The organism is Bosea sp. Tri-49 (assembly GCF_003952665.1).
Lineage (GTDB): Bacteria > Pseudomonadota > Alphaproteobacteria > Rhizobiales > Beijerinckiaceae > Allobosea.
This window is the reverse complement of the sequence record NZ_CP017946.1, coordinates 383,977-398,398: the sequence shown is the minus strand read 5'-3', so window position 1 is coordinate 398,398 and position 14,422 is coordinate 383,977. Positions and strand designations below refer to the sequence as shown.

Here is a 14,422-nt window from a genome sequence, read left to right as displayed (position 1 = left end):
GAAGAGCGAAAGCCACCCCGAGCGCGATCAAGCACTCAGGTCCAGGCATCCAACGATTTCAAGGAGTTCCGTGGTGGGTGATGTAGGGCTCGAACCTACGACCCGCTGATTAAGAGTCAGCTGCTCTACCAACTGAGCTAATCACCCATACGCCACGAAGACGTTGCCGAGGCGACGGAGCGCGTCGGCAGGCGGGCGTATAGCAACCGCCCCTGCCCCTGTCCACCTGTTTGCGACAGAAATATGCAAACTGGTCTCGCGGTCATCGGACGGCCTGTGTGCAAGGCCCTGAAAAGGCCTGCCGCGAGGCGTGCGGCAGGCCCTTTTCCTGCCCTCACGCAGCGGTGCGGCGGTTGAGCAGATGGTAAAGCGCGATCGCGGCGAAGGTCGCCGTGCCGATGCCGCCGAGCTCGTAGCCGAAGATCGGCAGCTTGAGATCGCCGGCGCCGAGAATCAGCGCAGTCGCCACCGTCAGCAGGTTCTTCGGCTCGGAGAAGTCGACCTTATTTTCGACCCAGATACGGCCGGCGGTCGCGGCGATCAGGCCGAAGACGACGACAGCGAGGCCACCCAGCACCGCAACCGGGATCGTGCCGATCACCGCCCCGAACTTCGGCGAGAAGCCGAGCAGGATGGCGATCACACCGGCGGCGACGAAGACCAGCGTCGAATAGACCCGCGTCACCGCCATCACGCCCATGTTCTCGGCATAGGTCGTGACGCCGGTGCCGCCGCCCGAGCCCGCGATCATCGTGCCGACGCCGTCGGCGAAGAAGCCGCGCCCGATCAGCCCGTCGAGATTGCGCCCGGTCATCACCGAGATGCCCTTGATGTGTCCGAGATTCTCCGCGACCAGGATGATCGCGACCGGCACGATCAGCGCGATCGCCTTCGGGTCAAACACCGGCGAGACGAAATTCGGCAGGCCGAACCAGGCCGCGGCCGCGACCTTGCCGAAATCGACCGGCGGCGCGCCGAAGCTCGTCGCCGTCGCGGCATAGAGGATGTAGGCGGCAAGCCCGCCGATCAGCACCGGCAGGCGCTGCACCAGGCCGCGGCCATAGACCGCGATCAGAGCGACCGCCACGACCGTGAACAACGCGATCCACTTGGTGTAGGGGCTGGCCGAGATCATGTTCATCGCCACCGCGGTCAGGTTGAGGCCGATCGCGGCGACGACGGCACCGGTCACGACCGGCGGCAGCAGCGTCTCGATCCAGCGCGTGCCGACGCCCTGAACGATGAGGCCAATCACGGCATAGACCGCGCCGCAGGCGATGATGCCGCCGAGCGCGACCGGCAGGTTGGCGTTCGGGCCGGTGCCGGCATAGCCGGTCGCAGCGATGACGACGCCGATGAAGGCGAAGGAGGAGCCGAGATAGCTCGGCAGCCGCCCGCCCGTGATGACGAAGAACAGCAGCGTCGCGATGCCGGAGAAGAGGATCGCGACATTCGGGTCGAAGCCCATCAGGATCGGCGCCAGCACGGTCGCGCCGAACATGGCGACGACATGCTGCAAGCCGGCGATGATCGTCTGCCCGGTCGGCAGGCGTTCATCCGGCATCACCTCGCCCGAGGTCTTCAGCGTCCAGTTCGGAAAATAGCCAGCCATCGTCCCCGCTCCCAGCCACCGCGCGCATGCGCATCGGAAGCGAATAGTGGCAAGAATCGGGCCTGCGCCAAGCGAACAGCGCGCGCCGTCCACCGCAAACAGCGCAAATCTACGCTTGATAAGCTACCCGCGGAGAAACCCGTCCGTCAGGGCGCCATACCGAAGGCGCGGTAGCGCTCCTCGGCCCGCGCATCGAGCGCCTTTGCCTTAGCGAAGTCGGCCGCCGCTTCGGCCGCGTCGCCGCGGCGCTGATGCGCGATGGCGCGGCCATACCAGGCCTGGCCGAGGCGGGCATCGAGCGAGAGCGCCCGGTCGAAATCGGCGATCGCCGCTTCGTTCTGGCCGAGTGCCGTCCGCAACGCGGCGCGCGCCACCCAGCCATCGGGATCGGCCCGATTGGCCGCGACGGCAGCGTCGAGGTCGGCCAGCGCACGATCGTATTCGCGGGCATGCTGCAGCAGCAGCGCACGATTGAGCAGGGCAGCAGCATTGGCAGGCGCGACCGCAACGACATCGTCATAGGCCTTCAGCGCAGCGCTCAGCTGGCCGCGCACTGTCAGCGCCCTCGCCCGCTGGAACAGCGCCTCGACGGAGCGCGGCTCGCTGCGCAGCGCCGCTTCGGCATCGGCCTGGGCCGCGGCATAGGCACCGTCCCGGAAACTCAGCCGGGCGCGCTGCACTAGAGCCGCCGGATTCTCCGGCTCGAGCAGCAGGGCAACGGCGAGATCGGCCCGCGCCTGCGCCTCCCGCTGCGACTGGCCAATACTGAACTGGGCCCGGCGGATCAGGCGCGGAACATCGAAGGCGTCGAGAGCGAGCGCCGCGTCGAGCGCCGCGAGCGGGTTCGGCGGGGCTGGCGAGACAAGAGCTGGCTGCGGCTGCGGCCGCAGCGCGCGATAGAGGCCTTGCACCGCCTCGCGCTCCCGCCCATAGGCGCCGCTCACGCCCCGCAGCAGTCCAGCGAGCCGCGACGGCCAGACCTCGATCGAGCGACCGAGCGCCGGCAGCAGCTCTTCCCGACGCTCAAGCGCCCCTTCATGCTCCGGATCGACCGCGAGCAGAGCGCCATAGGCCGCGGCTGCCGCGCTCCGGTCGCCCCGGACCTCCTGCGCCAGCCCGAAGCCGAACAATGTGGCGCGATCCTGCGGTCTCAGCGCGAGTGCCGCGCGATAGGCGTCCAGCGCCGGTAGCGGCCGGCCGAGCGCGAGCAGCGCATCGCCGCGCATGCCCTGCCAGGCTCCGGCGTCATGGCCGGGACCGGCCCGATCGAGATCGCGCAGTGCCTGATCATTACGGCCGAGCTGCAGCAGGAGCTGCGCGCGGTTGCGCAGCGCGTTGCCGTCGCCAGGAACGAGCGCGACGGCGCGGTCGAGATCGCGCAGCGCCTCCTCGCGCCGACCAAGCCCAGCGAGCAGGCCAGCGCGATTGTTCAACCCGAAGGCGGTGGCTGGCTGGACTGCGAGCAGCCGGTCATAGGCGGCTATCGCCTCCTCGAGCCGGCCTGTGCGCTGCAGGAGAAAGGCGCGCCGTGACAGCGACGCCTCATGGCGCGCATCGAGACGCAGTGCCCGCTCGTAGCTGGCAAGCGCGGGGCCTTCATGGCCTAGCGCCTCGAAGGCGCGCCCACGCTCGAGCCAGACCTGGGCGACGGCCGGCTCCAGCCGCAGGGCGCCGTCGAAGGCGGCGATCGCCTCGCGAGGCCGCGCCAGCGCAGCGAGCGAGAGGCCGCGGCGGTAGTGATAGGAGGTGACCTCCGGTTCGAGCGCGAGCGCAGCGTCGAAATCAACCAGGGCCGCTTCGTGCTCGCTTTCGACCTGCAGGAACCGCCCCCGCGCGCCGCGCGCCCAACTATTCGACGGATCGAGCGCAATGGCGCCATCGAGATCTGCGCGGGCTCCGGCGACGTTGCCGGCGCGCTCGCGCAGCAAGGCGCGGTCAGCCAGCAGCGTCGCGCGCCCGCCGAGGACCATCGCCCGCTCGATCAGCGTCGCGGCCTCGGCATGCCGGCCGAGTTCGGACAGGGTATGTGCCCGGCCCCGCAAGGCGGCCAGGTGATTCGGCACCGCCTTGAGCGCCGCATCGAAATCGCGCAGGGCGTCGTTGAGAGCGTTCTCGGCTTCGGACAACCAGCCGCGGCTGGCGAGGAGATCGGCACGGACGGTGCGGTTGAATTCGCTGCTCAGGGCCTCATCGCAGGCGGCGCGCCGCTCCCTGCCCCCGGCCTCGATCGCGCCCATGCAGAGACGGACGCGTTCCTGCGCGCGCTCTGCCTGCTCCGGCACGGAGGCGGGCGCATAGGCTGCGACGGGCTGCGCGCTCAGCACTGCCAGCACGCCCATCGGCAATAGGCGCAGCAACTTCATCGAGAATGTCTCGCGGTGATCCCCACGCACATGAGAGCGACACCCGTTTTACGAATCCAGACTTTGTTCCCTCGCCCAAGCAAAAAATGAGCCGGTGTGCCGCGCTGGTCACAGCACGGCACAACGGCTCATCGAGAAGCCAAGTCTGGAAGTTTACTCTGCCGCCTGCGCGTGCATGCGGCTGCCGCGGACGACCAGCTTGTTGAGCGCCGCCAGATAGGCCTTGCAGGAGGAGACCAGCGTATCGGGATCGGCCCCGCGACCGGTCACCGCCGCGCCGTCATGCGAGAGGCGGACGGTGACCTCGGCCTGGGCATCGGTACCCTCGGTGACAGCATGGACGTCGTAGAGCTCGAGCACCGCCTCATGCGGGACCAGCGCCTTGACCGCGTTGAACACGGCGTCGATCGGCCCGTTGCCCTCGGCCTCCTCGGCCGCGACCCGGCCATCGATATCGAGCTTCAGCATGGCGCGCTGCGGGCCGCGCGTGCCGGCGATCACCGTCAGCGAGACCAGTTTCACCCGGTCATGGGCGGTGGCGAGGTTCTCGTCGACCAGCGCCTCGATATCCTCGTCGTAGACATGCTTCTTGCGGTCAGCCAGCGCCTTGAAGCGGGTGAAGGCGTCCTCCAGCTGGTTGTCGCCCAGCTCGTAGCCCATCTCCTTCAGCTTCGAGCGGAAGGCGGCGCGGCCGGAATGCTTGCCCATCACCAGCGAGGTCTTGGTCACGCCGACCGAGGCAGGGGTCATGATCTCGTAGGTCTGCTGGTGCTTCAGCATGCCGTCCTGGTGGATGCCGCTCTCGTGGGCGAAGGCGTTCCGGCCGACGATCGCCTTGTTGTACTGCACCGGGAAGGAGCAGGCGCAGGAGACTGCCTTCGAGGCGCGCATCAGATAGGTCGCATCGATGCCGGTGTCGTAGGGCAGCCGATCGCCGCGCACCCGCAGCGCCATCACGATCTCCTCGAGCGCCGCATTGCCGGCGCGCTCGCCGATGCCGTTGATGGTGCACTCGACCTGGCGCGCCCCGCCCTCGACCGCCGCCAGAGAGTTGGCGACGGCGAGGCCGAGATCATTGTGGCAATGCGCCGAGAAGATCGCCTTGTCGGCATTCGGCACGCGCTCGCGTACCACCCTGAACATGGCGCGGTACTCGTCCGGCGTGGCGTAGCCGACGGTGTCGGGCAGGTTGATCGTGGTCGCACCGGCCTTGATCGCAGTCTCGACCGCGCGGCAGAGATAGTCGATCGGCGTGCGGGTCGCATCCATGCCCGACCATTCGACATCGTCGACCAGATTGCGCGCCTGCGTCACCGTCCTGGCGATGATCTCCAGCACCTCGTCCTCGGTCTTGCGCATCTGGTGCTGTAGATGGATCGGCGAGGTCGAGACAAAGGTGTGGATGCGGGGCTTCGCCGCATGACGCACCGCCTCGCCGGCGCGGGCGATGTCGGCGGGAATCGCGCGGGCGAGGCCGGCGACGCTCGCGCGCCTGATCCGGCTGGCGATGGCCGAGACCGCCTCGAAATCACCGTCCGAGGCGATCGGGAAGCCGGCCTCGATGATGTCGACGCCCATCGCATCCAGCATGTCGGCGACCTCGAGCTTCTCCTCGAAGGTCATGGTCGCGCCGGGGCATTGCTCGCCGTCACGCAGGGTGGTGTCGAAGATCAGAACCCGGTCCTTGGCGGACACGGTATTGCCTGCATTGCTCATGGTCTTGGTCCTTGGGTCAGGACGCGCCGCGCATCGATTCAGGCAGGCGCGAAGGGTCTAGGGCTTGGTTCCCGTCATCCCCTGAGCGCCCAGGCACACGTGCCCGGCCGGCCCTCAGGGGCTGGTAAGAAGAAGCAGCTGACCAAGGAGCGAGGGAGCGCGCAAAGGAGCGCACATGCCGGCCGTCCGCGCAGCGGCGCGGTTCTGGCTCTCGGCATGGGTGGCGAATGCGGCCACGAACGATCCTCTCGTCGACGGAAGCTGTCTACCGGATCGCAGCCTAGGAAGGCAAGCCTCGGAGGTCTTGAATGTTCGTGCGCAGAGTCAGCCCGCAGCGCTTGCCCGCTCCTTCAGCGTCCTGGTGACGGCGAGCGGCGCTGGCCAGACCTGCAGTCGATAGAAGTCGTCCCCCTCCAGCCCGTCCTCGCTCAGGCTGTCGAGACCGACATAGGAGACCCGCACCCGATAGGGTCCAGGAGCGAGCGAAAAGCGCGCACGCTCCTGGGGACTGCCCTCTGTGCAGCCGATCACCATCACCTGCCCCGAGCGCACGCGGAAGGAGCATTCATTGACCAGCTCCCATTCGTCGAAATCGGGCTCCGGCGCCGCGTCATGCACCGAGACCACGACCGGGACATTCATGTTCCTGGCAGTGGCGATGCCGACCGAGCATTCGCCGACGGCGAGCATCCGCTCCACCGTCTCGTCCGTCCAGAAAGCTCCCCAATCCTCGTTGACCGCCTCGTCCTGGAGATAGAACTGGAAGTAGTCGGCGAAGATTTCGAGCTCGGTGGTGTGCAGCAGGGTCATGTCGGCCAGCGTTCCGTCGAATTGTGACGGGAGTAAGTGCGCAAAGCTCCGGCGCGCGGGAATGACGGATGAGGTGCGTGGATTAATCTGATGACGTGATTCGGCCGACGATGACGCATTGGGCCGGTCCGCATAACCGGAGTGCCGTATCGATGCTGCGCTACGACCGCCCCGCCATCGGGCTTGCCATCGGCCTCTCGGGGCTGGCCGGCTTCGTCGATGCCCTCGGTTTCCTCAGCCTCGGCGGCTTCTTCGTCTCGTTCATGACCGGCAACACCACCCGCCTCGGCATCGAGCTGGCGGAGGGCCGCATGGGCGGCATCCTGCTGGCGGGCATGATCGTCGCCCTCTTCGTTTTCGGCGTGGTCTGCGGCTCGCTCGCCGGCCATGTCGGCAGGCGACGACGTCAGGCCGCGGTGCTCGCCTTCGTGACCTTGGCACTGGCCCTGTCGGCCGGGCTCGACACGATCGGATTTAGCATCGCCGCCGCGGGCATCCTCGCTCTGGCGATGGGCGCCGAGAACGCCGTCTTCCAGCGCGACGGCGAGGTCACGATCGGTCTGACCTACATGACCGGCACCTTGGTCAAGATGGGGCAGCGCCTCGCCGGCGCCCTGCTAGGCGGACCGAAGCTCGCCTTCCTGCGCCATCTCACGCTGTGGCTCAGCCTGCTCGTTGGCGCGATCCTCGGAGCCTTCGCATATCGCCAGATCGGCTTGCACGCGATCTGGCTAACGGTCGCGGCGGCAGGCTGCTTCACCGTCGTCGCCCTCTTCATGCCCATTGAGGACTGAGCGGCCCTTCCTTCTGCGAGGAGACTTTGCCTTGAAGACGGAATCGACCATGGTTCCGTCCCTACCCGCCGGAGCCTTGCCCATGCGCACCACATCGATCCTCGTACCGGCTCTCACCGTGCTGCTGCTAGCCGCCTGCCAGACGCCGTCGGGCGGACCGCCGCCGGCGCCCTCGCCCGAGCAGGCACCGACCGGGGTCACGCCGAACACCTTCCGCATGCCGACCGGCACGGGCTGCGCCGGCGAGGTCGATCGCTTCCAGGCGGTGATGGACAACGATCTCTCGACTGGCCACACCACCAAGGGCGTCCACACCCGCGTCAGCGCCGAGATCGACACCGCGCGCAAGAGCTGCGCCGCCGGCAATGATGGCGGAGCGATTTCCCAGATCCGCGCGACACGGACGAAGTTCGGCTATCCGTGACAACAAGACAAAACTACCGAGAAACATGACACAAGATATCAAACAGAAAAAGAAGCACCACTATATACCAATTGCATATTTGGAAAGATTTACTGATAATAAAGGAAAGGTATTTGCATACAAAAAAGATACACCAAACCAGCCACTATATCTCAAACCAAACGCAATCGGATTCGAACGATACTATTATTCGCAGCCGATCGAAGGGGGCCGCCAAGACAATAATAGGCTTGAAGATTTCTTCTCGGAACTCGAAACTCACTGGCCTCCAATTGTAGACAGCTTTTCTCAAGGAAAATCCGCAGAGGGAAGAGTTGAAGAGTTTTTTCAGTTCGTAGCGCTGCAAAGGGCCCGCGTCCCTGCAGCAAGAGATGGGATTGAGCTTTGGCTTGCCGCATTAGTTCAAAAGCGTTTCGAAGAACTAAAGCGATTGAAGCAGATACCAGAGCCGCCAGAGGGATTTGAAGATATTCTAGATAATGTTCAAATCTCGATAGACCCACATCGCTCCATACATGCAATTCCGCAATTAATGAAGGAATTCGCTGAATTATATGAGATTGCTGGACTCGAGATTGTTCATAATAAAACAGACATTGATTTTATAACCAGCGACAATCCAGTTTGTTATTATGGCTCAAACAGAATGAATGATAAAATTGTTCCGTATCCAAATCCACCAATTCAAAAGTATTTGAATATAATTTTTCCGATAACGCCTAAAATTGCTATAATTGGATCTAGAAAAACTCCTGTCCTGCGATCAGGAATGCATCTTCGCCATTCCGATATGATAGAGAAAAATTCAGTCAATCGAAACAACAGAACTATTGCTCAATTTGCATATCGATTTGTATTCTCAAAAACGAAAACAGTCGAGGATCTGGTAAAAAACTACTCCGCAGTTTGCCCGATTTCTTTCTTCAAGGAGGACAATTTTGTCTTTAACGGCACTCTCCCAAGAATAGAAACCGTGTTTGGGTCGCGCCGCGAAAAAGCCAAATGGCGCAACTCACAATCTGGGACTGATGATAGCTGAGGTAAACGCAAAACATGGCCAGGCAGAACAGCGTCTAATCGTCGCCAGAGTTCATGGTAGAGTTCCATCATGATCACCCGTCGCATCTTCGCCGCCGCGCCCCTCGCATTGGCCGCGCTGCCGCTGCCGGCGCTCGCCGCGCCACGCACGCTCTCGGGCACGGTCGTCTACCGAGAACGCATCGCGCTGCCTCCCGGCGCCATCGTCGAGGTGAGCCTGCTCGACATCTCGTTGGCCGACGCTCCGTCCCGCACCATCGCCCGCACGCGGATCGTCCCGCGCCGGCCGGTGCCGATCGCCTATCGGCTGCGCTTCAACGACGCCGTCGTCCGGCCCGGCCACCGCTACGCCCTGCGCGCCGAGATCAGGGTCCGTGGCCAGCTCTGGTTCACCACGACGGAACACCACGCCGCCCTCGTGCCGGAGGCGAGCGGCGAGATCGTCGTCCAGCGCGTCGCGCCGCCGGCAGAGGTCGGCGGCCCCACGGGTTCCTGGCGCGTCGAAAGCCTGCGTGGCCGGCCGCTGCCGGCCGGCATCCGCGCTACGCTGAAGATCGAGTCGGACGGGCGTGTCTCCGCCCATAGCGGCTGCAACGGCATGGGCGGCCAGGCGACCATCCGCGACAAGGCGATCCGCTTCGGACCGCTGGTCGGCACGATGATGGCCTGCCCCGAGCCGCGCATGCAAGTCGAGCGGCATTTCCGCGAGTCACTGGAGGCGACGCGGAGCTGGCGCATCGAGCGCGGCGCGCTCTTTCTTCTGAGCGGGCGCGGCGCGCGTCTGGTCGTGCTGACGCGGGAGTAGAGGCGGCGGCTACGCCGCCAGCCCCCGCTTCTCCAGCAGCGCATCCGGCGTCGGCAGGCGTCCCCGGAACAGCGTATAGGCTTCGGCCGGATCGCGCGTGTCGCCGGCCGAATAGATGTAGCGCTTGAGCTTGCCTGCGACCTCGGCGGCGAAGACATCGCCCGCCTCGATGAAGGCGTTGAAGGCGTCGGCGTCCATCACCTCCGACCAGAGATAGCTGTAATAGCCGGCCGAATATCCGTCGCCCGAGAACACATGCGAGAAATGCGGCGTGCGGTGGCGCATGGTGATCTCGCTGGGCATCCCGATCCGGGCAAGCTCCTTCGCCTCGAAGGCGAGCGGATCGACCTCGGCCGGGGCCTCCAGCGAGTGGAAGGCGAGATCGACCAGCGCCGAGGAGGTGTATTCCACCGTGGCGAAGCCCTGGTTGAAGGTCTGCGCCCGCTTGATCTTCTCGATCAGCGCATCCGGGATCGGTTCCCCGGTCTCGGCATGCAGGCAGAAGCGCTGCATTACCTCTCTCGTCAGGAACCAGTGCTCGTAGAGCTGCGAGGGCAGTTCGACGAAATCGCGCGAGACCGAGGTGCCGGCGAGCGAGCCGTAATGCACATCCGAGAGCAGGCCGTGCAGGGCATGGCCGAATTCGTGGAAGAGCGTGCGGGCATCGTCGATCGAGAGCAGCGCCGGCTTGCCCTCCGCGGGCTTGGCGAAATTGCAGACATTGACGATGATCGGCCGGACCTCGCCGTCGAAATTGCGCTGGCCGCGATAGGCGCTCATCCAGGCGCCCGAGCGCTTCGAGGCGCGGGCGAAATAGTCGCCGAGGAAGAGGCCGATATGCCGGCCGCTCGCGGTCTCGGTCACCTCGAAGACGCGCACATCCGGATGGTAGCCCTTGAGCTCCGGCCGCTCGGCGAAAGACAGCCCAAACAGCTTGCCAGCGGTGTCGAAGGCGGCGGCGATGATCCTGTCGAGCTGGAGATAGGGCTTCAGCACGGCTTCATCGAGGGCATAGGTCTTCTGCCGGACCTTCTCGGCGTAGTAGCGCCAGTCGGACGGGCGGATCGGAGCGTTCTCGCCCTCGCTCTGGGCAAGCGCGGCGAGATCGGCCGCCTCCTGCCCAGCGCGGGCGCGGGCGGGCTTCCAGACCAGTTCGAGCAGGTTGCGGACGTTCTCCGGCGTCTTCGCCATGGAGTCGTCGAGCTTGAAATGGGCGAAGGTGGCAAAGCCCAGCAGCTTCGCCTTCTCGGCCCGCAGGCTCACCATCTCGGCGACGATGGCGCGGTTGTCGGTCTCGCCGCCATTCTCGCCGCGCTTGCTCCAGGCGGTGAAGGCCTGCTCGCGCAAGTCGCGCCTTGTCGAAAAGGTCAGGAAGGGCTCGATGATCGAGCGCGCCAGCGTCACCGCATGCTTGCCGTCCTGGCCGCGGTCGGCGGCGGCGCGGGCCATCGCCGCGATGACGAAGGACGGCAGGCCGTCGAGATCGGCCTCGTCCTCGATGATCAGCGCATAGCTCGCCTCGTCCTTGAGCAGGTTCTGGCCAAAGCTAGTGCCGAGGCCCGCCAGCCGCTCGTTGATGGCGGCGAGCCTGGCCTTGGCCTCGCCTTCGAGCTTGGCGCCCGAGCGGATGAAACCGCGATGCGTCCGCTCCAGCAGGCGCGATTGCTCTTCGTTCAGCCCCAGGCCCTCGCGCTGCGCGAACACCGCATCGACCCGAGCAAAGAGCTCGTGATCCATCATGATCGCCGACCAGTGCCGCGACATCACCGGCGACATCTCGCGCTCGATCGCCTGCAGCGCTTCGTTGGTGTCGGCCCCGGCGAGATTGTAGAACACGCCGCCGAGCCGGCTCATGCCGCGGGCCGAGCGCTCCAGCGCCTCAATCGTGTTTGTGAAGTCGGGCGCCGCAGCTTCGGTCTTGATCGCCTCGATCTCGGCCCGGTGCTTCTCCAGCGCGGCCGGATAGGCCTCACGGATATGCTCGGGTGTGATCTCGGCGAACGGCGGCAGGCCGAACGGCGTCTCCCAGGCACGCCCGAACGGGTTGCCGGCAGGCAGGGCAAGAGCTTCGGACGCGTCGGCCATCGGCAACCTCGATCGGTAAAGGGTCAATCCCGCCCGAAGATATGGACAAGATAGGACGTCATGAAGGGCGGCATGTCGTAAGCCGCACAATCGGCGAGATTGCGGACGATCACGATGTCGGACAATTCCGGCTCCGCCTGCGTTTCGATCCGCTCCAGCATGAGCGCGCGGGCCTCCTCGGCGCTCCAGGAAACTGCCACCGGTCGCATGAAGGCGACGCGGCCGGGCACGATCACCGCCGTCCAGCGCTCTTCGACTGAGATCTCGTCGAGCGTGAGCCCAGTCTCCTCGCAGAGTTCGCGGGTGACGCTACCGGCGAGGTCGAGCGAGCCATCCGGGCGGGCGTCCTCCTTGTCCGGCGTGCCGGCCGCGAAATACACCTTCCCCGGATTAGCGGTGTGATCGCCCATGCGGCCGAGTAGGAAAGCTCCATCATTCGACCGTAGCGCAGCCATGGCGAAGCCGTTGCGGATCGTCGGCTGCGGCAAGGAACTCTGAACGCCGAAATCGCGCCAGCTCAGGAAGGCCGCGTAGTCGGCCTCGAAATAACCGGCATGGAACACGCCGTCCTCGATCGCGGCGCGATGCTGCAGCATGACCCGGCCGTTGAACATCGCCGGCTTGCCGACCGTGAGCTTGTCCCAATGCGTCGCGATCTCGTCAGCGCGCTCGCGGGCAAAGGCCCAGTCGAACACCTCGACTCGCGCCTCGACGCGATCGAGCGCGACGATCTCGCCGTCGACGACGCCATTGCCGCTCACAGCAGCACGCCCTCGCTCATCACCACGGCTCCGCCGCCGATCGTCGCCGAGGCCAGTGCGCCGCCTGCAACCGTCAGCGTCAGTTCGATCTGCGAGGGTCGTCCCATCTCGTAGCCCTGCTCGATGACGAGGCGGTGCACGCCATCGCCCGGCTGGTCGAACGCCATGATCGCGCCGGCGAAGGCAGCGACGGCCGAGCCGGTCGCCGGATCCTCGCTGATCCCGCTCTCCGGCCAGAACATCCGGGCATGATAGTGATGCCCGGCCTCCTCCGTGTCGCGGCAATAGACGAAGGCATTGCCGTTCTGGGCCGCCGCCATCGCCCGCTCGAACGTTCCGGCGACACGCGCCTTTGCTACCGCCTCGCGACTGGCGACCGGCACCGTCGTATAGGCGACGCCGGCCGAGAAGGCGCTCGGCCGATGCGCGTCGAAGCCGAGATCGGCCAGTTCAAGCCCGAGCGCCTCAGCCAGCGCGGCATCGTCAATCGGCTGCGCGATCGTCTCCGGCAGCTTCGGCAGGGTGAAGGTGGCGCGGGCGCTGCGCGCATTGCCGAGCGCGACGACGCAAGGCACCAGCCCGACCTTCTCTTCCAGGACGAGACTGTCCGCCGCCCGCCCCTCCGCCGCATCGCGCAGCGCCAGCAGCACAGCGGTGCCGACGGTCGGATGCCCAGCGAAGGGCAGTTCCTGCCCGGGCGTGAAGATGCGGACCGCGGCGCGATGGGCCGGGTCGGCCGGTGGCGCGACGAAGACTGTTTCCGACAGGTTGAACTCGCGGGCGATGGTCTGCATCGCCGCGGTATCGAGCCCCTCGCTGTCGAGCACGACGGCGAGCGGGTTGCCGGCATGCGGCCTGGTCGTGAACACGTCGAGCGTGACGAAGCGGCGGCTCATGCGGTCTCCTTCGGGATCGAGAGCTCGATCGTCAGTGGGCAATGGTCGGAGGCTTTCGGCCGGTCCCAGCCGACGCGCGGATAGCGGTCGCTGGTCAAAGCGAGCTTGGCCATGGAGCGATCGGCCTCGCGCGGATCGAGCGGGACACGGTAGGGCAGCCCGCGCCGGATCATCTGCATCGTCGGGTTCGGATTTGCCGCGGCGAGCGCCGGCGAGAGCAGGATATGGTCGAGCGGCATATGGCTGTCGACCAGCGCTTGGCGCTCCTCTGACCAGTAGCGCCGGAAATGCGTCCAGCGCTCATGCGGCGGCAACGCCTCCATCGGATCGACGGCAAAATCCTCGAGCAGCGGCTCGATGCCGCTGTCGCCCTCATCGACCGGCGCCGCCAGCGGGCCGAGCCCGATGCGGTAGCCGTTGAGATCGCCGAGGATCGCCCAGTTCGCCTCGCGCCAGCCCGGCCCGAACCAGTCCTTGATGATCTTCCTGACCGCCAGCGCCTCGGCCCGGCGGATCGGCAGGGTCGCCTGCCTGCCATCGTCGCGGCCATTGTTCATCGATTTGAGATGGCAGCCAAACAGGGTCAGCCGGCAGTCGCCGAGATCGAGCTCGACCGCAAGGCAGTCACGGGCGAAGACCTTGTCGCGCGGCTCGATGCCGAAGGCCGCAACCTCGGGCGAGAACGCCTCAGCGTCGGCGAAGCTCATGCCCTTATAGGAGCGCACCGTGACCTGCGGCGGCTTCACCAGATCGCGCCGTGCCGCGAAGCCGATATCGATATTGCGCCGGTCATTGCCGTCGAGCAGCGTGAAATGGCCGTAGCGATGGTCGGCGATACGGTGGACGTAATTGGCGAAGAAGGCCTGCAGGCTCGCCAGCGAGTCGACCTCCTGCAGCATCCAGATGTCGGCATTGGCCTCGGCGATAGCGAGCGCCGTCATCTGGCGCTTGTCGTCCTCGAGCGCGACCGCAAGCGAGCGCTCGACCGCATCGCGCTCATCGGCGCGCGGGAAATGAAACAGCGACATCGCCGCCGCCGTCTCGGTGCGTCCGCCGGGCTCGAAACGATGGCGCGTCAGCAGGTTCTCGACGTTGAAGGTGCCGAGGCGCAGCTTCAT

The 14,422-nt window shown here is 65.8% G+C and carries 12 protein-coding genes and 1 tRNA gene; 4 read left to right on the top strand and 9 right to left on the bottom strand.

The window, feature by feature from the left end:
- Nucleotides 1–71: 71 nt before the first annotated feature.
- From BLM15_RS01995 to BLM15_RS01975, 5 genes are all read right to left on the bottom strand, one after another.
- Nucleotides 72–147: transfer RNA gene (locus tag BLM15_RS01995), tRNA-Lys, on the bottom strand.
- Nucleotides 148–334: 187 nt separating this feature from the next.
- Nucleotides 335–1,612 carry a solute carrier family 23 protein gene (locus BLM15_RS01990; protein ID WP_126109883.1) on the bottom strand — a complete coding sequence of 426 codons (1,278 nt, stop codon included), beginning with the start codon at nucleotides 1,610–1,612 and terminating at the stop codon, nucleotides 335–337.
- A 146-nt stretch (nucleotides 1,613–1,758) separates the two neighbouring features.
- Nucleotides 1,759–3,975, bottom strand: coding sequence for a tetratricopeptide repeat protein (locus BLM15_RS01985; protein WP_126109881.1), 2,217 nt, complete (start codon nucleotides 3,973–3,975; stop codon nucleotides 1,759–1,761).
- 153 nt (nucleotides 3,976–4,128) lie between these two features.
- Nucleotides 4,129–5,691: a 2-isopropylmalate synthase gene (locus BLM15_RS01980; protein ID WP_126109879.1), complete on the bottom strand. Its 1,563-nt coding sequence runs from the start codon at nucleotides 5,689–5,691 to the stop codon at nucleotides 4,129–4,131.
- A gap of 324 nt (nucleotides 5,692–6,015) precedes the next feature.
- Nucleotides 6,016–6,501: a hypothetical protein gene (locus BLM15_RS01975; protein WP_126109877.1), complete on the bottom strand. Its 486-nt coding sequence runs from the start codon at nucleotides 6,499–6,501 to the stop codon at nucleotides 6,016–6,018.
- Nucleotides 6,502–6,653: 152 nt separating this feature from the next.
- Here BLM15_RS01975 and BLM15_RS01970 point away from each other — a divergent pair, with 152 nt between their 5' ends.
- From BLM15_RS01970 to BLM15_RS01955, 4 genes are all read left to right on the top strand, one after another.
- Nucleotides 6,654–7,295 carry a YoaK family protein gene (locus tag BLM15_RS01970; RefSeq protein ID WP_126109875.1) on the top strand — a complete coding sequence of 214 codons (642 nt, stop codon included), beginning with the start codon at nucleotides 6,654–6,656 and terminating at the stop codon, nucleotides 7,293–7,295.
- 82 nt (nucleotides 7,296–7,377) lie between these two features.
- Nucleotides 7,378–7,719 carry a hypothetical protein gene (locus BLM15_RS01965; RefSeq protein ID WP_126109873.1) on the top strand — a complete coding sequence of 114 codons (342 nt, stop codon included), beginning with the start codon at nucleotides 7,378–7,380 and terminating at the stop codon, nucleotides 7,717–7,719.
- Between the two features lie 25 nt (nucleotides 7,720–7,744).
- Entirely contained in the window at nucleotides 7,745–8,758 is a 1,014-nt protein-coding gene (locus tag BLM15_RS01960; RefSeq protein WP_164547358.1) for a DUF4238 domain-containing protein, read from the top strand.
- Nucleotides 8,759–8,827: 69 nt separating this feature from the next.
- Nucleotides 8,828–9,562, top strand: a complete 735-nt coding sequence (locus BLM15_RS01955) for a YbaY family lipoprotein (RefSeq protein ID WP_126109869.1) — start codon at nucleotides 8,828–8,830, stop codon at nucleotides 9,560–9,562.
- 9 nt (nucleotides 9,563–9,571) lie between these two features.
- On the opposite strand, the gene BLM15_RS01950 is transcribed toward BLM15_RS01955, so the two are convergent.
- Genes BLM15_RS01950 through BLM15_RS01935 form a run of 4 tightly spaced genes read right to left on the bottom strand, consistent with a single transcriptional unit; the run spans nucleotide 9,572 to nucleotide 14,422 of the window.
- On the bottom strand, nucleotides 9,572–11,647 hold the full coding sequence (locus BLM15_RS01950; protein WP_126109867.1) for a M3 family metallopeptidase: 2,076 nt from the start codon (nucleotides 11,645–11,647) through the stop codon (nucleotides 9,572–9,574).
- 23 nt (nucleotides 11,648–11,670) lie between these two features.
- Nucleotides 11,671–12,408, bottom strand: a complete 738-nt coding sequence (locus BLM15_RS01945; RefSeq protein ID WP_126109865.1) for an NUDIX hydrolase — start codon at nucleotides 12,406–12,408, stop codon at nucleotides 11,671–11,673.
- The gene (locus BLM15_RS01940; protein WP_126109863.1) at nucleotides 12,405–13,304 is read right to left on the bottom strand and encodes a PhzF family phenazine biosynthesis protein; all 900 of its coding nucleotides are present in this window, start codon (nucleotides 13,302–13,304) and stop codon (nucleotides 12,405–12,407) included. The genes BLM15_RS01945 and BLM15_RS01940 overlap by 4 nt, the downstream gene beginning before the upstream one ends.
- The gene (locus BLM15_RS01935; RefSeq protein ID WP_126109861.1) at nucleotides 13,301–14,422 is read right to left on the bottom strand and encodes an endonuclease/exonuclease/phosphatase family protein; all 1,122 of its coding nucleotides are present in this window, start codon (nucleotides 14,420–14,422) and stop codon (nucleotides 13,301–13,303) included. The genes BLM15_RS01940 and BLM15_RS01935 overlap by 4 nt, the downstream gene beginning before the upstream one ends.